At 71.5% G+C, this 17,299-nt stretch carries 18 protein-coding genes and 1 pseudogene; 8 read left to right on the top strand and 11 right to left on the bottom strand.

Features of this window, described 5'->3' with window-relative positions:
* Positions 1-5 precede the first annotated feature (5 nt).
* Both ACIBG6_RS23295 and ACIBG6_RS23290 read right to left on the bottom strand, forming a co-directional pair.
* Positions 6-812: an ABC transporter permease gene (locus ACIBG6_RS23295; protein WP_399224453.1), complete on the bottom strand. Its 807-nt coding sequence runs from the start codon at positions 810-812 to the stop codon at positions 6-8.
* Positions 809-1,756, bottom strand: coding sequence for an ABC transporter ATP-binding protein (locus ACIBG6_RS23290; RefSeq protein WP_399224452.1), 948 nt, complete (start codon positions 1,754-1,756; stop codon positions 809-811). The genes ACIBG6_RS23295 and ACIBG6_RS23290 overlap by 4 nt, the downstream gene beginning before the upstream one ends.
* A gap of 108 nt (positions 1,757-1,864) precedes the next feature.
* On the opposite strand from ACIBG6_RS23290, the gene ACIBG6_RS23285 reads away from it, so the two are divergent.
* Complete coding sequence (locus ACIBG6_RS23285) at positions 1,865-2,539, top strand: response regulator (protein ID WP_399224451.1); 675 nt, start codon at positions 1,865-1,867, stop codon at positions 2,537-2,539.
* Positions 2,540-2,560: 21 nt separating this feature from the next.
* On the opposite strand, the gene ACIBG6_RS23280 is transcribed toward ACIBG6_RS23285, so the two are convergent.
* The gene (locus ACIBG6_RS23280; RefSeq protein ID WP_399224450.1) at positions 2,561-3,088 is read right to left on the bottom strand and encodes a GNAT family N-acetyltransferase; all 528 of its coding nucleotides are present in this window, start codon (positions 3,086-3,088) and stop codon (positions 2,561-2,563) included.
* Between the two features lie 82 nt (positions 3,089-3,170).
* Positions 3,171-3,746 carry a TerD family protein gene (locus tag ACIBG6_RS23275; RefSeq protein ID WP_399224449.1) on the bottom strand — a complete coding sequence of 192 codons (576 nt, stop codon included), beginning with the start codon at positions 3,744-3,746 and terminating at the stop codon, positions 3,171-3,173.
* 115 nt (positions 3,747-3,861) lie between these two features.
* Between ACIBG6_RS23275 and arfB the strand changes: the two genes are divergently transcribed.
* Positions 3,862-4,302 (top strand): alternative ribosome rescue aminoacyl-tRNA hydrolase ArfB, encoded by a 441-nt coding sequence (arfB, locus tag ACIBG6_RS23270; RefSeq protein ID WP_399224448.1) that lies wholly within the window; start codon positions 3,862-3,864, stop codon positions 4,300-4,302.
* A gap of 29 nt (positions 4,303-4,331) precedes the next feature.
* Here arfB and ACIBG6_RS23265 read toward each other — a convergent pair whose 3' ends face one another.
* Together ACIBG6_RS23265 and ACIBG6_RS23260 are read right to left on the bottom strand one after the other, a co-directional pair.
* The gene (locus ACIBG6_RS23265; protein WP_399224447.1) at positions 4,332-4,898 is read right to left on the bottom strand and encodes a flavin reductase family protein; all 567 of its coding nucleotides are present in this window, start codon (positions 4,896-4,898) and stop codon (positions 4,332-4,334) included.
* Positions 4,899-5,005: 107 nt separating this feature from the next.
* Positions 5,006-5,458, bottom strand: coding sequence for an Lrp/AsnC family transcriptional regulator (locus tag ACIBG6_RS23260; protein ID WP_329622032.1), 453 nt, complete (start codon positions 5,456-5,458; stop codon positions 5,006-5,008).
* Positions 5,459-5,579: 121 nt separating this feature from the next.
* Between ACIBG6_RS23260 and ACIBG6_RS23255 the strand changes: the two genes are divergently transcribed.
* The 4 genes from ACIBG6_RS23255 (at position 5,580) to ACIBG6_RS23240 (ending at position 10,400) form a co-directional block, all read left to right on the top strand.
* The gene (locus tag ACIBG6_RS23255) at positions 5,580-6,533 is read left to right on the top strand and encodes a DMT family transporter (protein WP_399224446.1); all 954 of its coding nucleotides are present in this window, start codon (positions 5,580-5,582) and stop codon (positions 6,531-6,533) included.
* A 69-nt stretch (positions 6,534-6,602) separates the two neighbouring features.
* The gene (locus ACIBG6_RS23250) at positions 6,603-7,265 is read left to right on the top strand and encodes a DUF1707 domain-containing protein (RefSeq protein WP_399224445.1); all 663 of its coding nucleotides are present in this window, start codon (positions 6,603-6,605) and stop codon (positions 7,263-7,265) included.
* A gap of 276 nt (positions 7,266-7,541) precedes the next feature.
* On the top strand, positions 7,542-9,323 hold the full coding sequence (gene cdgB, locus ACIBG6_RS23245; RefSeq protein WP_399224444.1) for a diguanylate cyclase CdgB: 1,782 nt from the start codon (positions 7,542-7,544) through the stop codon (positions 9,321-9,323).
* A 108-nt stretch (positions 9,324-9,431) separates the two neighbouring features.
* The gene (locus ACIBG6_RS23240; protein WP_399224443.1) at positions 9,432-10,400 is read left to right on the top strand and encodes a carbohydrate-binding protein; all 969 of its coding nucleotides are present in this window, start codon (positions 9,432-9,434) and stop codon (positions 10,398-10,400) included.
* Positions 10,401-10,511: 111 nt separating this feature from the next.
* Here ACIBG6_RS23240 and ACIBG6_RS23235 read toward each other — a convergent pair whose 3' ends face one another.
* The 4 genes from ACIBG6_RS23235 to ACIBG6_RS23220 all read right to left on the bottom strand — a co-directional run bounded on the left by ACIBG6_RS23235 (position 10,512) and on the right by ACIBG6_RS23220 (position 14,292).
* The gene (locus tag ACIBG6_RS23235; protein ID WP_399224442.1) at positions 10,512-10,937 is read right to left on the bottom strand and encodes a hypothetical protein; all 426 of its coding nucleotides are present in this window, start codon (positions 10,935-10,937) and stop codon (positions 10,512-10,514) included.
* Between the two features lie 170 nt (positions 10,938-11,107).
* A complete protein-coding gene (locus ACIBG6_RS23230; RefSeq protein ID WP_399224441.1) occupies positions 11,108-12,034 on the bottom strand; it encodes a 1-phosphofructokinase family hexose kinase in 927 nt (308 codons plus the stop codon).
* Between the two features lie 144 nt (positions 12,035-12,178).
* Positions 12,179-13,333, bottom strand: a complete 1,155-nt coding sequence (nagA, locus tag ACIBG6_RS23225; RefSeq protein WP_399224440.1) for an N-acetylglucosamine-6-phosphate deacetylase — start codon at positions 13,331-13,333, stop codon at positions 12,179-12,181.
* The gene (locus ACIBG6_RS23220) at positions 13,333-14,292 is read right to left on the bottom strand and encodes an ROK family protein (protein ID WP_399224439.1); all 960 of its coding nucleotides are present in this window, start codon (positions 14,290-14,292) and stop codon (positions 13,333-13,335) included. Before ACIBG6_RS23220 ends, nagA begins: the two co-directional genes overlap by 1 nt.
* A 253-nt stretch (positions 14,293-14,545) precedes the next feature.
* Here ACIBG6_RS23220 and ACIBG6_RS23215 point away from each other — a divergent pair, with 253 nt between their 5' ends.
* Entirely contained in the window at positions 14,546-15,829 is a 1,284-nt protein-coding gene (locus tag ACIBG6_RS23215) for an extracellular solute-binding protein (RefSeq protein ID WP_399224438.1), read from the top strand.
* Between the two features lie 90 nt (positions 15,830-15,919).
* On the opposite strand, the pseudogene ACIBG6_RS23210 reads toward ACIBG6_RS23215, so the two are convergent.
* Positions 15,920-17,126: pseudogene (locus tag ACIBG6_RS23210) on the bottom strand (RNA-guided endonuclease InsQ/TnpB family protein); the annotation flags it as partial.
* A gap of 17 nt (positions 17,127-17,143) precedes the next feature.
* Here ACIBG6_RS23210 and ACIBG6_RS23205 point away from each other — a divergent pair.
* Complete coding sequence (locus ACIBG6_RS23205) at positions 17,144-17,293, top strand: FitA-like ribbon-helix-helix domain-containing protein (protein WP_399224437.1); 150 nt, start codon at positions 17,144-17,146, stop codon at positions 17,291-17,293.
* Positions 17,294-17,299 lie beyond the last annotated feature (6 nt).

Genomic DNA, 17,299 nt, shown 5'->3' with positions numbered 1-17,299 from the left:
CGACGCTACGCGTCACGCCGCCGCAGCAGGTACAGGCCGGTCAGATGGGCGGCCAGCGCCCACACCGCCAGGACCAGGACGGCCACGCCGGGCCCGTACGGGGCGTCGGGGGCGTGCGGGGCGTCGGGCGCGGCGCCTCGCATGAAGACGCCGCCCGCGCTGTGCGGCAGCCAGTCGTGGACGGCGAGCAGGGCGGAGCCGCCCAGCCCCAGGAGCACGGTCGGCAGCCCCCACAACAGGGTGAGGAGCACGGCGAGCGCCCCGGCCGCGTGCCGCGTCGCGAAGGACACGCCGACGGTGAGGACCGCGACGAGGGCGTAGTAGCCGCCGACGGCCACGGTCTGGCGGGCGGCGGAGGCCGCGTCGAAGGAGGCGTGGCCGGCGAACGGCCCCCAGGCCGCGGCCATGCCCGCCGCCGCGCACACCGCGCCGGTGACGAAGGAGACCCCGGCGGCGAGCAGCGCCTTCGCCAGCTGCACCCGGTGCCGGACCGGCACCCACAGGAGCGAGGCGCGGACACTGGAGGTCGTGTACTCGCCGGTGACCATGAGCATGGCCAGGACGACCACGGCGAACTGGACGACGGCGGTGGAGGAGACCGAGGCGTCGCCGACGGGCTGGACGGGGTGCCCGTTGATCCGGGCGATCGAGCCGTAGTAGAAGGTGAAGGCCCCCGTCGTCGCCAGGGCCGTCACGAGGCAGACGTACGGCGCGCGGACCGACCACAGCTTGGTCCACTCGGCGCCGACCGCCCCGGCGAAGCCCCCGCCGGAGATGCTGTCGGACCGGTCTCGGCTGATCGTGGCGCTCATTTCTCTCCCCCTCCCGTCACGTACTCGACGCTCCGCGCCGTCAGTTCCATGTACGCCTGCTCCAGGGACACCTGGACGTCGCTCAGCCCGTGCAGCCTGACGCCGTGGCGGTGGGCGAGGTCGCCGACGTGGGAGGCGCTCCGGCCCCGCACGAGGACCGCCCCGGCTGTCCCGGCTACCCCGGGAGCCTCCTGCGCCTCCACCGTCACACCGGTCTCCGCCGCGAGGCGGCTCACCAGGACGGCCCGCTCCTGGGGATCGGGCACCTCGACCCGTACGGACGGCCGGGCGCCGCCCGCGAGGAACGCGGCCATCGGGGTGTCGGCGAGCAGCCGGCCCCGTCCGATGACGACGAGGTGATCCGCGGTCAGCTGCATCTCGCTCATCAGATGGCTGGAGAGGAAGACCGTGCGGCCCTGCGCGGCCTGGCCCCGGACGAGCTGCCGCATCCAGCGCACGCCGTCCGGGTCGAGGCCGTTGACCGGTTCGTCGAGGACGAGCGTCGGCGGATCGCCGAGCAGCGCTCCCGCGACCCCGAGCCGCTGGTACATGCCGAGCGAGTACGAGCCGGTCCGGCGCCGGGCCGCCTTGGCGAGGCCCACCGTCTCCAGGACCTCGTCGACCCGGCGTACCGGAATGCCGTTGCTGCGGGCCTGCGCGACCAGATGGGAGCGGGCCGTCCGGGCCGGGTGCACGGCCTTCGCGTCGAGCAGCGCGCCGACCTCGCGGAGGGGATGCCGCAAGGCCGCGTAGGGCCTGCCGTCGATGAGCGCCGTGCCGCGCGAGGGGTGGTCGAGGCCGAGGATCATCCGCATCGTGGTGGACTTCCCGGCCCCGTTGGGACCGAGGAAGCCGGTCACCCGGCCCGCCGCGACGTCCAGGGTCAGTTCGTGGACGGCGGTGGACCCGCCGTAGCGTTTCGTCAGCTCTCGGAGTGCGATCACACGGTGGACGCTAGGAGCGGCGGGCCCGGCGGCGCATGGGGCGATCGGAAGGACCTTCCTTCCTTTCGTCAGGGGTGCTCCGCCCACCCGGAGTCGTAGGCTCGGCGCGTGGAAGAGACGTCGGCGGAGAGCCGGCCGGTCCGGGTCCTCGTCGCCGACGACGAGGCGATGGTCCGGGCCGGGGTACGGGCCATCCTGGCCAGGGACGCGGGCACCGAGGTGGTCGCGGAGGCCGCCGACGGCCACGAGGCCGTCGAGCTGACCCGGCGCCACCGCCCCGACGTGGTCCTCCTCGACATCCGGATGCCCGGCCTCGACGGCCTCGCGGCGGCGGCCAGGATCCACCAGGCGCTGCCGACGGCCGGCGTGATCATGCTGACGACCTTCGGCGAGGACGCGTTCATCACGCGGGCCCTGGCGGACGGGGCAAGTGGCTTCCTGCTCAAGGCGGACGACCCCCGGGAGCTGCTCAACGGGGTACGGGCGGTGGGGGCGGGCGGCGCCTACCTGTCGCCGAGGGTGGCCGCCCGGGTCATCGAGGGCCTGCGCTCCGACCGGGCGGCGCGGCCGGCCCACCGCCCCCTCGACCACCTGACGCCACGGGAGCGGGACGTCCTCGCGGGGGTCGGCGCGGGGCTCTCCAACGCGGAGATCGGGGCCCGGCTGCACCTGGTCGAAGGCACCGTGAAGGCCCACGTCAGCGCCGTCCTCGCCAAGCTCGGGGCGCGCAACAGGGTGGAGGCCGCGATCGTCGCGTACGAGTCGGGGCTCGTGAGGCCCTGAGGCCCTGAGGCTCGTGATGCCCTAAGGGGTCAGGCTCTTGCGCAGGACGACGCACGGGCGGCCGTGCGCGAGGTCCGGGCGGCGGTCGGTCTCCTCGTATCCGAGGGAGGTCCAGAAGGCGAGCGCCTTCGGGTTGTTCTCCAGGACGGCGAGCCGCAGACCGGTGCGGCCCCCGGCGCGGAAGCGGTCCTCGACGTACGCGGCGAGCCGGCGTCCGTGGCCGGCGCGCCGCTCGTCTCCGTGGACCATGAGCAGGCCGAGCCACGGGTCCGGTTCGGCCGGGTCGGGGTGGCGGCCGAGGGTCACGGCGACGGCGACGAGCCGGCCTTCGGAGCGGGCGAGGAGGACCTCGGCGGTCGGCTGCGCGAGATCGTCGGCGAGGGCCGCCGCGACCTGCTCGGGCCGGATGTCGGACGGGTCCGGGAAGTCGCCGCTGAGCTGCTGGAACTCCTCGTTCGACGCGTAGAGCGCGGTGAGTTCGGTGAGCAGCGGGCCGGGGAGGGCGGCGCCGTCCTCCAGGGCCTTGGGGACGAGGGCTTCGACGATCACGCGGCAAGGGTAGAGCCCCGGCCGGGGATTCCCGGCCGGGGCTCAGTGGCGCTGCGGCGGCGTACCAGGCGTACCGGAGGTACTAGAGGTTGACGCCGAAGTCGCGGGCGATGCCCTCGAGGCCCGAGGCGTAGCCCTGGCCGACGGCGCGGAACTTCCACTCCGCGCCGTTGCGGTAGAGCTCGCCGAAGACCATGGCGGTCTCGACGGCGGCGTCCTCGGAGAGGTCGTAGCGGGCGAGCTCGGCGCCGCCGGCCTGGTTGACGATGCGGATGTAGGCGTTCCGCACCTGGCCGAAGTTCTGCGAGCGGTTGACCGCGTCGTAGATGGAGACCGGGAAGACGATCTTGTCGACGGTCGCCGGGAGGCCCGCGAGGTTGACGTTGATCTGCTCGTCGTCGCCGCCGCCCTCGCCGGTGCGGTTGTCACCGGTGTGGACGATGGTCTGGTCCGGCGTCGCCTTGTTGTTGAAGAAGACGAAGTGGGCGTCGGAGGCGACCTTGCCGGCGGCGTCCACACCGATCGCGGACGCGTCGAGGTCGAAGTCGGTACCGGTGGTGGTGCGGACGTCCCAGCCGAGGCCCACGGTGACGGCGGCGAGGCCCGGGGCCTCCTTGGTCAGAGAGACGTTGCCGCCCTTGGACAGGCTCACAGCCATGGAAAGTCCCTTTCATCGTGGTGTCGTCGCCTGGAGAAACGCGCACGGACCCCCAGCGGTTCCCGACGGGTTCCCGGCGAAAACAGGATGACTCCAACGGCCCACTGCGGGGAACATGGAGGGCATGTCCGGTCCCTATCCCATCCGCGGCTCCGTCTCGCTCCCCGAGGCCGAGCTCCAGTGGCGTTTCTCGCGGTCGTCGGGGCCGGGCGGGCAGCACGTGAACACCAGCGACTCGCAGGTGGAGCTCCGCTTCGACCTCGCGGCCACCACGGCGTTCCCCGAGGTGTGGAAGGCCCGCGCCCTGGAGCGCCTCGCCTCCCGCCTGGTCAACGGCGTCGTGACGGTCCGCGCCTCGGAGCACCGCTCCCAGTGGCGTAACCGCGAGACGGCCGCGGTCCGCCTCGCCGCCCTCCTCGCCGAGGCGACGGCCCCGCCGCCGAAGCCCCGCAGAGCGACGAAGATCCCGCGCGGCATCAACGAACGGCGGCTGCGGGAGAAGAAGCAGCGCTCGGAGACCAAGCGCACCCGGCAGTCCCGCGGCGACTGGGGCTGAGCCCCCCCGCCGGCCCCCGCGCGGAGCTCTCAGCTCAGGTGCCGGTACTTCCCCTGGAAGTACGTGAGAGGGCCGCTGCCGTCGGCCGAGGGCAGGCCGACCGTCACGACCCGGCCGACGACCAGGGTGTGGTCCCCGGCCACGACACGGCTCTCCGTGCGGCACTCCAGGACCGAGAGCGCCCCGCCGAGCAGCGGCGCGCCGCTCTCCGCGCCCCGCGTGTACGGAAGGTCGGCGAAGAGGAGCCGGTCACTGACCCGGTTCTTCATCGCGAAGCGCCCGGCGATCTGCCGCTGGCCCTCGGAGAGGATCGACACGGCCCAGACCGGGACCTCGGCGAGCAGGTCGTCCATGCGGGAGCCGTTGCGGAGGCTGACCAGGACGAGCGGCGGGTCGAGGGAGACCGACATGAAGGCGGTGGCCGTCATGCCGATGTCCTCGCCGCGCGGTCCCTCGTCGGGGTCGTGCGCCGTCACCAGGACCACGCCCGCGGCGAGGCGGGACATCGCCGCCCGGAACTCGTCGTTGCTCACCCCCTCAGCATGCGGGATGGCCAGATCGGACACGGGGGGCGGGGCGGGCGTCTTCTGCAGCACACCCGCACGCTAGACCGGGCCGCTCGGGGGCCGCATCGGGCCCGGGGACCAGTTCGCCACCCCCGAGGGTCCTAGGACCCCTCCCGGGTCCGGAACCCTCACGACCCTCAGGTCGGACCGATGACCTTCTTCCGCATGTGCCCGTAGACCACCGACGTCCGTACGTCGGCGAGCTCCGGGCGCTTCGTCAGCTTGTCCAGGACCACCGCGTGCAGATGGTCGGTGTCGCGGACCGCGACGTGCACCAGGAAGTCGTCGTGCCCGGTGAGCACGAACAGCGAGATCACCTCCGGCATCCCCTCCAGGAAGGCCTGGAACGACTCGATCACCGCACGCGTCGGCGGGCGGACCCGTACGGCGATCACGGCCTGGAGCCCGCGGCCGATCGCCGCGAGGTCGGCCTCGGCGTGAAACCCCGTCAGGATGCCGCGCTCGCGCAGCGACCGGATCCGCTCCAGACAGGTCGACGGGGCGATGCCGAGCGCCTGGGCCATGTCCCGGTTGGTGCGCCGACCGTCTTCCTGGAGCATCCGCACCAACGCCGAATCTAGTTCGTCCACGATCGCCTCTCTCAGTCGGATTCCGAAGGTAATTCGGAGTCTAAGCGGGACTTTCGACAGTCGATTACTGTCCGCGTCGATCGGCTGATGTTTGTTCGGTGGAGAGGGGTGTGGGTTCGTTATGCGTGAGCGAGGGTCCGGCGTGTGGGCGGTGTGCGCCGTGGTGGCGGCCGCGCTGTTCTGGAGCAGTTCGTACGCGGTCACCAAACGGCTCCTCGAGGACGTCGGGCCGCTCAGCATCGGAGCCGTCCGGTTCGCGCTGGCGGCCCTGCTCCTCGGCGTGGCGGTACGCCTGAACCGGCGCCGCGCGGGCCGTTCCGACGCCCGGCCGGACGCCCGGCAGCGGCGGCAGCTCCACCTCAGCGGCTTCCTCGGCATCACCGTCTACTTCGTCCTGGAGAACGTCGGCGTCGATCTGTCCACGGCCTCCGACGCGTCCCTGATCGTGGCCACGTACCCGCTGATGACGATGCTCCTGGAACGGGTCGTCCTCCGCGCCCGGATGCCGCCACTGCGGATCGCGGGCGTCCTGCTGGCCACCGCCGGCGCCTTCCTCGTCGTACGCAACGGCGCCCAGGTCGGCGGCGGCGCACGGTGGACGGGCGACGTCCTCCTGCTGCTCGGCGGGCTGGCCTGGGCCGGGTACAACGTGCTCGGCAAGCGCGCGAGCGCCGGGCAGAGCGCCATGAGCGTCACGTACCACCAGACCCTCGCGGGCGCGGCCGGATTCCTCCTCGCCTCCCTCCTCGAGGCCGACGACTGGCGGATGCCGGACGCGACCGCGTCGGCGCTGCTCGTCTACCTGGCCGTGGCGTGCTCGGTCGGCGGCTTCCTGCTCTACAACCACGGCCTGCGGAGGATGGCGTCGAGCGTCGCCGTGAACATCCTCAACCTGGTCCCGGTCTTCGGCGTCCTCGGCGCCGTCCTGATCAACGGCGAGTCGATCCGGCCGGCCCAGGCTGCGGGTGGCGCCGTCATCGTCGCCGGGGTGGCGCTGGGCATGGTCGAGCGGGAGCGGAAAGCTTCCGGACGGGCTTCCTCGCGGGACCTGGCCGAGACCCAAGACGCGATATAGCGTTAGTTCTTCAGCTGTGAAGCCCTCGACTGCCCTCGACGCCCGCCTCGACACGACCAGGACGGCAGCATGTCGCGAGAGATCTCGTCCACCGGGAAGCACTCCGGCCCCGGCGCGTCCGCGTCGCCCGAGCTGCGCGCCTCCCACGAGGACCGCGACCGGACCGTGGACGTCCTGCGCGTCGCGGCGGGGGACGGCCGGCTGACCCTGGACGAGCTGGACGAGCGCCTGGAGGCCGCCCTGTCGGCGCGGACCCTCGGCGAGCTCGCGGCACTCACCGTCGACCTGCCGTCCGTGTCGCCGGGCGGTGCGGCCGCGGCGGAGGTCAAGGACGTGCTCAGGATCCACCAGAAGCACAGCACCATCGCGCGCGCCGGGCGCTGGGTGGTGCCGCGGCGGATGGAGCTCGTGGCGGAGTGGTGCGAGGTGACGCTCGACTTCACCGAGGCGGTGATCACGCAGGACACCCTGCGGATCGACGTGGACAGTCAGGGGAAGACGCTGACGCTGGTGACGCGGCCCGGCATCGTGGTCGACGTCGACGGCCTGGCCCTCGAACACAGCAGGTTCAGGATCCGCCAGGCCCCGGACGTCCCCGGCGCGCCCGTCCGGCTGCGGGTGGAGCTGGTCGGCAGGAAGAGCTTCGGCCGTGTCGTGGTGCGGCCCCCGCGCCGGACCTTCGGCCAGTGGCTGCTGCGCAGGCCGCGGGCGGCCCTCCCGGCCGGCGACTGAGTCCGCCGCCGCACGCCCCGAGAGGGCTTCCGATGGCACGCGTCCGAGGCATATGTCCGGTGGCACGTGCCCCCGGGACGACCCACTAGGCCCGGACCGCCCCACGGGGTTGTGCGCGACCCGCCATGACCTGCTGTGACTTGAGTCACAGACGGCAGTATTTGCTGACCCTGTGTACCGGGTGCGCAGCTCGCTGTGATTCAGTGGCAGGGACAGTGCAGCACGAAGCCGATGAGAACCCTGGAGTTGCTGTCGAGGTCTCGGGGAGAGCGAGCGATGGAGACCGAGTCGGAGCCGTACGTCCGTCTCTCGACCCTGCGGCAGCTGCATCAGGTCGTGGCGGACCTCAACACAGCCCGCAGCCTGGCGGACACCCTGCAGACCGTCGCCGACGGAGTCGTCGCCGGCCTCAACTACGAGCTGGCCTGCGTCAACCTCGTACGCCCCGACGGTGACCTCGTCGTCGCCGCCTTCGCCGGAAGCTCCGCCGCCGAGGCCCTGATCACCGGCCGGGTCGGCTCCCGCGCCTCCTGGGACCGCCGCCTCTCCATGGGCTCCGCCTGGGGCGAGCTCCGCTTCATCCCGCACACCGAGGGCTGGGTCCTCATGGAGGACGACGTCCCCCAGTGGCACACCGACGGCCCCGCACCCCGCTTCGAGGACGAGTGGCACCCCCACGACCGCCTCTACGCCCCCATGTACTCCCCCAGGCTCGGCTCCGCTCGCCCGGGGGGACCCCCACCCGGCTCCGGCCGTGAACTGCTCGGCGTCATATCCGTCGACCGCCCGCGCAACGGCCGGCACCCCGGCCCCTGGGGCCAGGAAGCGCTCCAGATGTACGCCTCGCAGTCGGCGATCGCGATCAGCAACGCCCGCCTCCGCTCCAACATGCAGCGGGCCCTCGTCCGGCTCGAAAGGGAACAGCAGGCCCTGCGCGCCAGCGAGGAGTCCTTCCGGCAGGCCTTCGAGTACGCCCCCTCCGGCATGGCCATCGCCGAGATGGGCGGCGACCAGCACGGCCGGCTGCTCCGTACCAACGACGCCCTGTGCCGGCTCCTCGGCCGGCCCGCCTCCGTCATGCGGCGCTACTCCTTCGCCGACCTCGTCCACCCCGAGGACATAGGGACACTGCTCCGGACCTCCGCCGAGGGCGGCCGCGCCGAGCTGCGCCTCGGGCGGCGCGACGGCACCTACGTCTGGGTGTCCCTGCGGAACTCGGTGGTCGCCGACACCGCCGACGGCCCCCGCTTCCTCCTCACCCACGTCGAGGACATCGAGGAGCGCAAGCGCCACGAGCTCCAGCTCGCCCACCGCGCCTCGCACGACGCCCTCACCGGCCTCCCCAACAGCGCCGAGCTGCGCTCCCGGCTCTCCGCCCGCCTCTGCGAGCGCCCGGCGCAGGCCGCGGGGTACGCCGGCTACGAGGGCGGCGCGGCGTACGAGAGCGGCGGGCACGACGGCGGCTACGACTCGGCACGGGACGGCGGCTACGGCCAGGGACACGACGCCGCGCCCCACGTCGGCACCGGCCACGAATCCGGCTACGAGTCGCCGTACGAGCACGAGCACGGCTTCGGATTCGAGCCGGCGAACGGCGCCGGACCGTACGACCACCACATCCACACCGTCGCCCCGTCCACGGGTGACGTCGACGACGGTACGAAGGGGCTCGCCGTCCTCTTCTGCGACCTCGACGGCTTCAAGTCGATCAACGACCGCTTCGGACACCACACCGGCGACGCCGTCCTCATCGAGGTCGCCCGCCGGCTCACCACGGGCGTCCGTGACGGGGACACCGTCGCCCGGCTCGGCGGTGACGAGTTCGTCGTCCTCGCCGACGGCCTCGGCGCGGCCGACGCCGCCGACCTGGCCGTACGCCTCCGGAACGCGATCATTCCGCCGATCCGGGTGGACGGCCGGGCCGTGCGTGTCGGGGCGAGTTTCGGCATCGGCTGGGCCGAGTGCGGGATGACCGTCGAAGAGGTCCTCAACTCCGCCGACCAGCGGATGTACATCGAGAAGCGCTCCCGCGCCAAGGTCCAGCGCCGGGCCGGCTGAGTCCACCGCCACCCGTCCGCCTGTCAAGGCTCGCCCCGGGCGCTGGTCCGTTCGGGGTAGGCTCGGCCGGTCGGCGACGGCTGGCGAGCATGGATAGGAGTGACCCGGATGGCTGCCGGTAACCACGGCGCGAGCAAGCCCGAGGACGACGATCCGTTCGGCTACCTGTACGAGGACGGTCAGGCGGCGGGCGCCCAGGCGCCGCAGGGCGGCGGCTACGGCTACCCCGGCCCCGGACCCGCTCAGCCCGGCGTGCCCCGGACCTCGTACAACCAGGTCAGGACGGTCGGTGAGCGCCAGTACGGGCAGCCGCCGCAGGGCCAGCAGCCCTACGTACCGCAGCAGCAGCAGGCCCCCTACGGCCAGCCGCACGCGCAGTACGCCGCTCCCGAGACCTACGGCGGCCCGCCGACCCGCCAGGCCCCGCCGCCCTCGCGCGGCGGCTCCGGCGGCGGCCCCAACTCCCGGGGTCTGCTGATCGGCGCGGTCGCGGTCGTCGCGGTCGTCGTCGTCGGCATCGCCGCCGCCGTGATCACGAACAACGGCGACAAGGACGACAAGGACAGCCAGGCCGGTGGCGGTACGCCGTCGACCGCGCCGTCCCAGGTCTCCGAGGAGCCCAGCACCGAACCGAGCACGGAGCCGACCCCGGTCGAGCTGCCGAAGCAGGACGCGGCGACGCTGAAGCTCGGCGGCACCGCCGCTACGGACAGCGCCATCAAGGGAGCGCAGGGCACGAACGGCGCCTACGTGACCTTCAACGGTGTGGGCGGCTCCGCGAGCTGGTCGGTCGACGTACCGGACACTGGCGAGTACACGCTCCGCATCATCTACAGCGTGCCCGGCAAGGATGCCAAGACCTCCCTGACGGTCAACGGCGAGACGCCGCGGGGGCTGAACATGTCCAACTTCGCGAAGGCCGCCGAGGGCGACTGGGAGAAGGGCTGGACCTACACGTACGCCTACGTGAACCTGAACAAGGGTGACAACGCCCTCAAGATCTCCTGTGAGACGGGCGACGCATGTGAGGCGATCCTCGACCAGGTCTACTTGGAGGCCGGTCACACCGGTAGGTGACCCTCAAGGGTTCTTTTTCTGCCGCGCCGACGGGGCTCCGCTCTGAGGCGTGGCGGAGGCGATGAGTGGGTGACGCGAGTCGCGCCACCCACCATCACATCCTTGTGGCAGTTACCACTTGGTGCAGATGTTCTTCACGGACCCATCGCTGTTGAGGCGTGCCACTTCGAGTCCGATATCGAAGAGTCCGTTCATGTGCGAGGCCGTGGTGTTCCAGGTGCTTGTTTTTCCATTGCCCTGCGTATTCTTGTTCCACTTCCAGAGGTGGACCCTGCCAAAGGTGTCCTTCGAGACCAGGCGCAGAGCGACGCTGTTCCCGTCAGCCTGTGTGTCGGTCAGGGTGAACTTGAGATTGATGGTGTAGCCAGGTCCCCAGTAGTTGCTATAAGACATTACGCCGGAGGCGCCGGTCGTGATGCAGCTCTTGGCGCCGGAGTCGAGGCCCGCCTGGGTCGCCTGGGCAGACCCGGACGTCGACAGGGAGATAGCGAGCGCTGCAGCTGTGACTCCCGCAGCGGTCATGATGCTTCTGCGCACGTGAGATTCCTCCGGATTGACTTACGGAACACGACGATTTTCGTTCGCGTGTTCGATTGACGTCCAGGGGGAGAGCGGAGAATGGCCGGTAATGCCCCGTGATACTGACCCCGCTGGGGCAGCCTATTTGAGCCAGGGAAGCGATTTCGGCATCGAGTAGCCGGCAGGTCTCACGCGGCTTCGGACTCGGACGTCACCTTCACGCGCGGCAGCAGCTCCTCGTAGGCCGCCGCGTCGTACTCCCCGGCGACCGGGGAGAGGACCGTCGCCGCAGAGAGGGCGACCGCGCGGGTGAGGCGCTCGGGCCAGGGGGCGTCGTCCACCAGGCCCGAGAGGAGGCCCGCGACGGCCGAGTCGCCCGCGCCGGTCGGGTTGCCCTGCACGGCCGCCGGTGGGGCCGCGCGCCACAGGCCCTCGGGCGTGGCGGCGAGCAGCCCTTCCGGGCCGAGGGAGGAGACCACCGCGTGGGCGCCCCGGCGGCGTGCGTCGCGGGTGGCCCGGTGGGGTTCGCGGGAGCCGGTGAGCTGGGCGAGCTCGTCGGCGTTCGGCTTGACCAGGTCGGGGCGGGCGGCGATGCCCCGCCGCAGGGGCTCCCCGCTGGTGTCGAGGAGTACGGGGACGGCGGCCGCGCGCGCGAGCCGGACGAGCTCCGCGTACGCCCCGACGTGGATGCCCGGCGGCAGGCTGCCGCAGAGGGCGACCGCCCGGGCCCCGTCGAGGAGTTCGGCGAAGCGGTCCCGGAAGACGGCCCACTCGCCGGCGGTGACGGTCGGACCCGGTTCGTTGAGCTGGGTCGTGTCGCCGGTCGTGGTGTCGACGACGGCGACGGTACGACGGGTGGGGCCCCCGGTCTCCACGAGCTCGTCGCGGACCGGGGTCGCGACGAGGAGGTCCCGCAGCATGGCACCGGTGGCGCCGCCCGCGAAGCCGGTGACGACGGTCTCGTGGCCGAGGGCGGCGAGCACGCGGGCCACGTTGAGGCCCTTGCCGCCGGGGCGTTCGATGACCTGGGTGACCCGGTGGGTGGCGTGCGGGGTGAGGGCGGGGACCCGGTAGGTCAGGTCCAGCGCCGTGTTGAGGGTGACCGTCAGAATCACCTGTGCACCCCGTACTCCGTGTGAAGTCCTGCGGAACGGGCGTTCCGACGGGCACCGATCATGCCAAAGGAACGGCGGTTGGCCCAGACCCGCGACCGACCGCCCTTCCGTTTGACGCCGTATGACCGCAGATCAGACCGCTGATCAGGCCGGTGTGGTGGTCGTCGGGTCGACGATCCAGGCGCCCTTGCGCAGGACGCCCTTGAGGTTGAACTCCGCGTCGAGGACGACGATGTCGGCGTCCTTGCCGGGCTCCAGGGAGCCGACCCGGTCGTAGACGCCGAGGAGGCGGGCCGGGTTGGCTGAGATGGCCTGGACGACCGACTCGACGGGGAGGCCGTCGATGGTGGCGGCGCGCTTGAAGGCGCGGTCCAGGGTGAGGGTCGAGCCGGCGATGGAGCCGCCCTCGACGAGGCGGGCGACGCCGTCCTTGACCTCGACGGCCATCGGGCCGAGGGAGTAGGTCCCGTCGCCGAAGCCCGCCGCGTCCATCGCGTCGGTGATGAAGGCGACCCGCTCGGCGCCCGCGTGGTGGAAGGCGAGCTCCAGCGAGGCGGGGTGGAGGTGCGTGCCGTCGTTGATGAGCTCGACGGTGATCCGCTCGTCCTCCAGGAGCGCGGCGATCGGGCCGGGCGTGCGGTGGCCGAGGGCGGGCATCGCGTTGTAGAGGTGCGTGGCGACGGTGGCGCCCGCGTCGATGGCGGCGACGGTCTGCTCGTACGTCGCGTCGGTGTGGCCGATCGCGGCGATCACGCCGTGCTCGGCGAGGAGGCGTACGGAGTCGATGCCGCCGGGCAGCTCGGTGGCGAGGGTGACCATCTTGGCCTGGCCGCGGCCGGCGTCGATCAGCTTGCGGACCTCGGCCGGGTCGGGGTCGCGGAGCAGCGTCTCGTCGTGGGCGCCCTTGCGGCAGGGGGAGATGAACGGGCCCTCGAAGTGGAGGCCGGCGATCTCGCCCTGCTCGGCGAGCTCGGAGAGCAGCCCGGCGCGCCGGGTGAGGAAGTCCATGTCGCCGGTGACGAAGGAGGCGACGACGGTGGTGGTGCCGTGCAGGCGGTGGGTGTGGACGCCGGTGAGGACGTCGTCGACGGTGCCGGAGGTGAAGGACGCGCCGCCGCCGCCGTGGTTGTGCATGTCGACGAAGCCGGGGACGAGCCAGTGCCCGGTCAGGTCGATGGCCGGGGCACCTTCGGGGGCGCTGCCGGTGATGCGGTCGCCCTCGACGATCACGCGTCCGTTCTCGACGATTCCGGTGGGCAGCACGACGTGTGCGCCGGCGAGAACCTTGTGATCGGCCATCAGGCGGAAACCTCCGAGTCGGTGGGGCGCTGGGGGTGCTGGTCGGCGAGCAGATCCCAGGCGAGGAGGCCCGCGCCCAGGCAACCGGCGGTGTCCCCGAGGGCCGCCGGGACGATGGCGGGCAGCTTCTGGAACGTGACTCGCTCCTCCACCGCGGCCCGAAGTGGTGTGAACAAGGTTTCCCCGGCCTCGGCGAGACCGCCACCGATGATCAGTGTGCGGGGGTCGAGCAGGGTGAGCGCGGTGACGAGGCCGTCGGCGAGGGCGTCGACAGCGTCCTGCCAGACGCGTACGGCGGTGGCGTCGCCGGATTCGACGGCCTTGGCGCAGTCGGCGGCGTCGGCCTCGGGGTCGCCGGAGGCGGCGGCCCAGGCCTGGGAGACGGCGGAGGCGGAGGCGTACCGCTCCAGGCAGCCGCGCTGGCCGCAGCCGCAGTCGGTGCCGCCGGGGCGGACGACGATGTGGCCGATCTCGCCGGCGTAGCCGTGGGCGCCGGCCTCGATGCGGTCGCCGATGCCGATGGCGCCGGCGATGCCGGTGCCGAGGGGCACGAAGAGGAAGCGGTCGGCGCCGTTGCCCGCGCCGATGCGTCCTTCGGCGAGGCCGCCGGTGCGGACGTCGTGGCCGAGGGCGACGGGGATGCCGTCGAGGCGGCGGCTGAGGAGTTCGCGCATGGGAACGTCGCGCCAGCCGAGGTTGGCCGCGTAGACGGCGATGCCGTTCTCGGCGTCGACGATGCCGGGGACGGCGACTCCCGCGGCCGCGGCGGGCTCGCCGTACCGCTCCTGGCCGAGCGCGCGGAGGTCCTCCGCGAACCCGAGGATCGTCTCGACCACGGCCTCGGGGCCGCGGTCGCGCCCCGTGGCGCGGCGGGCCTCGTGGAGCAGGGTGCCGTCCGCCCCGACTAGGGCGGCCTTCATGCCGGTGCCGCCCACATCCAGGGCGATGACGTGTCTCACGGGGGACAGTTTGGCGCGCGAGGACCCAAAAGGTCTAGTCCACTGCCGAGGATTGTTGCGCACGGATACAAATTCGGGACCCGTCATGGGTCCATGGTCCCGGCTGTGTTGCGGAAGTGATACCCAGGTGGTGTAGACCTCATACCCGCCCGCAGGAGAGACTTGCTGCCCTGCGTAGAGCAAACGCGCAGCTCACAGCCGTGCGAAAACCGTGAACATCACAACTCAACGCAGCTCAACGACGAGCAAAAAGGTGGATGAAGCCGTGGAGCGGCGACGATTCCTTGGACTGACCGCGGCCGCCGCCGCCCTCGGACTGACCGCCACGGTCGCCGGATGCGGCGTCCTGGGGGGCGAATCCGGTGACGTGACCCTCAGACTGGTCGCCGCCGACTACGACCTGACCGGCGGGGACACGACCAAGAAGTACTGGGCCGGCCTCGTCGCCGCCTTCGAGGCGGAGCACCCCGGCGTGAAGGTCGAGGTCCAGATCGAGTCCTGGGACGACGTCGACCGCAAGGTCGCCGAGATGGTCAAGGCCGACGAGGCCCCCGACGTCGCGCAGATCGGTGCCTACGCCGACTACGCCGCCGCCGGTGAGCTCTACGCCGCCGACGAGATCCTCTCCATCCCCGTCCAGGCCAACTTCCTCGCGCCGCTCGCCGCCGCCGGAGAGACCGAGCGCACCCAGTACGGGCTGCCGTTCGTCGCCTCCACCCGGCCGCTCTTCTACAACAAGGCCCTCTTCGAGGAGGCCGGCGCCGAGGCCCCCACCACCTGGGACGAGCTGGCCGCCGCCGCCGAGAAGCTCAAGGACAAGGGCGTCAAGACCCCCTTCGCGCTGCCGCTCGGCCCCGAGGAGGCCCAGGCCGAGGCCCTGATGTGGCTCCTCAGCGGCGGCGGCGGCTGGACCGACGCCACCGACCACTACGCCGTCGACTCCGACGCGAACGTCCGCACCTTCGACTGGCTGAAGAAGAACCTGGTCGGCAAGGGCCTCACCGGCCCCGTCGCCCCCGGCAAGCTCAACCGCAAGGCCGCCTTCGCCGCCTTCGCGAGCGGCGAGGTCGGCATGCTCAACGGCCACCCCTCGCTGCTCAAGGAGGCCGCGAAGAAGGGCGTCGAGGTCGGCGAGGTCCCGCTGCCCGGCATCGACGGCACGCCCAAGAGCTCCATGGGCGTCGCCGACTGGATCATGGGCTTCAAGCAGAACGGTCACCGCAAGGAGATCGGTGACTTCCTCAACTTCGTCTTCACCGATGAGAACGTCCTGAAGTTCGCCGGGGACAACGACCTGCTCCCGGTCACCGTCAGCGCCTCCACCCGCATGGAGACCGACCCCGAGTACGCCAACCTGCGCGCGTTCCTCAAGGGACTCCCGGACTCCCAGCTCCCGCCCGTCGGCAAGACCTCGTGGGCCACGGTCAGCGAGAACGTCAAGCAGAACATCGGCAAGGCCGTCACCCCCGCCGGCCGCCCCGCCGAGGTCCTCGGCGCCATAGGCCGGGCGGCGACGGCGGCCGAGAACGCCGAGTAGGACGGCGGCCCGGCCGAGAACGCCGAGTATTGACTGCTCCCCCTCCTGCAGGAGGGGGATTCCTGGCTCACTTCGCCTGCGGACCGGCGGGCCGGCAGGTCTTACAAGATCAACACCAGCCGGGTGCGAGACCAGCCCGGACGAGCATCACGCGGGCGGAGTTCTTGTCCCTCGGTCGGGAGACTCCGCACGCGGTGCACGTATAGGTGCGTTCGGACAAGGGCAGTGCGTGCTTGGCTCTCGCTCCGCAGTCTGCGCAGTCCATCGTGGTGTAGGCGGGGTGCACGAGGTGCACCTTGCGCCCGTGCTTGCGGCCCATCTCGGTCAGGGCCGTCTTCGTCGCGGAGATCGCCGCGTCGGCGGCCTTGCGGGCCATGGTCGACTTCGCGAGGAACTTCGGGCGGAAGTCCTCCACCGCGAGCTGGTCGAAGTCGCGGACGACCTTCTTGGCCCACTTGCGGCCGGTGTCCTGACGCTGACGCGCGACCTTCTTGTGTGACTTCGCCGCCTGGCGCTTCGCCTCGCGGTACCCCTTGGAGGCGACCTGACCTCGCTTCGGCTTACGCCGAGCCATCATCCGCTGATACCGGGCGAGGCGTTGCGCGGCGTTCTTCCCGTGCTGGGCGTGCGGGAGATCGTGTGCGTCGCTGGTGGTGGTGGCGGCTTCCTTCACACCCCAGTCGATGCCGATCGCCGCGCCCGTGGCGAGAAGTGGTTCGGTCTCGGTGGCGACGACAAACGATGCGTACCAATGGCCGAGGCTGTCGCGGTAGACGCGCACGCTGGACGGGTCGGAAGGCAGCTCACGCGACCACACCACGGTAACGACGATGCCGCCCGGCAGGTGCAGGCGGCCGTCCTTCAGCCGGAAGGCGCGCCGGGTGTACTCAAGCGTCGGCGCGCTCTCGCGCTTCTTCTTGTACTTCGGCATCCCCGCCCGCTGCCGCATGGGAAGCCGGGCCTTGATGTCCTTGAGTGCTTTGGCGCGGGACTTTCCGAAGTCGCGGATCAACTGCTGCTGCGGAACGCAGGCGCCATCGCGAAGCCACTCGTTCTTGGCACGTGCCTCGGTCAGCATCTTCGCGAGCTGAACCGGGCCGCACGTCGACTTGTCTGCGTCTTCGGGTAACGCGCGGTTGTTCTGGTGAGTCTGCTTGGACTTGGCGACGGACTCGTTCCAGATCCACCGGCATCTCGACCACTCCGCTTCCAGGGCGGCCCTCGCGCTGGACGACACGCGGAGGCGATAGGTAAACCGGGCGCGCCCGGCCTCTCTCGCTTCCCTTGATGTCGTCATGATGTCAAAGTAGCATCATGATCCGTTTCGCGCTGCGCATTCCCGAAGACCTCCACGCCCGTCTCGTCGCGCAAGCGGCTGCGGACCGCAGGTCAATCAACGCTGAGATCCTGTACCTACTGGAGGGCGCGTTGCCCACTCCGGTGGAAGGCGACGAATCGCCCTGACGACGA

It is taken from the genome of Streptomyces sp. NPDC050842 (assembly GCF_044456565.1).
Lineage (GTDB): Bacteria > Actinomycetota > Actinomycetes > Streptomycetales > Streptomycetaceae > Streptomyces.
The sequence above is the reverse complement of the archived record's forward strand: the minus strand, read 5'-3'. Positions and strand labels throughout refer to the sequence as shown.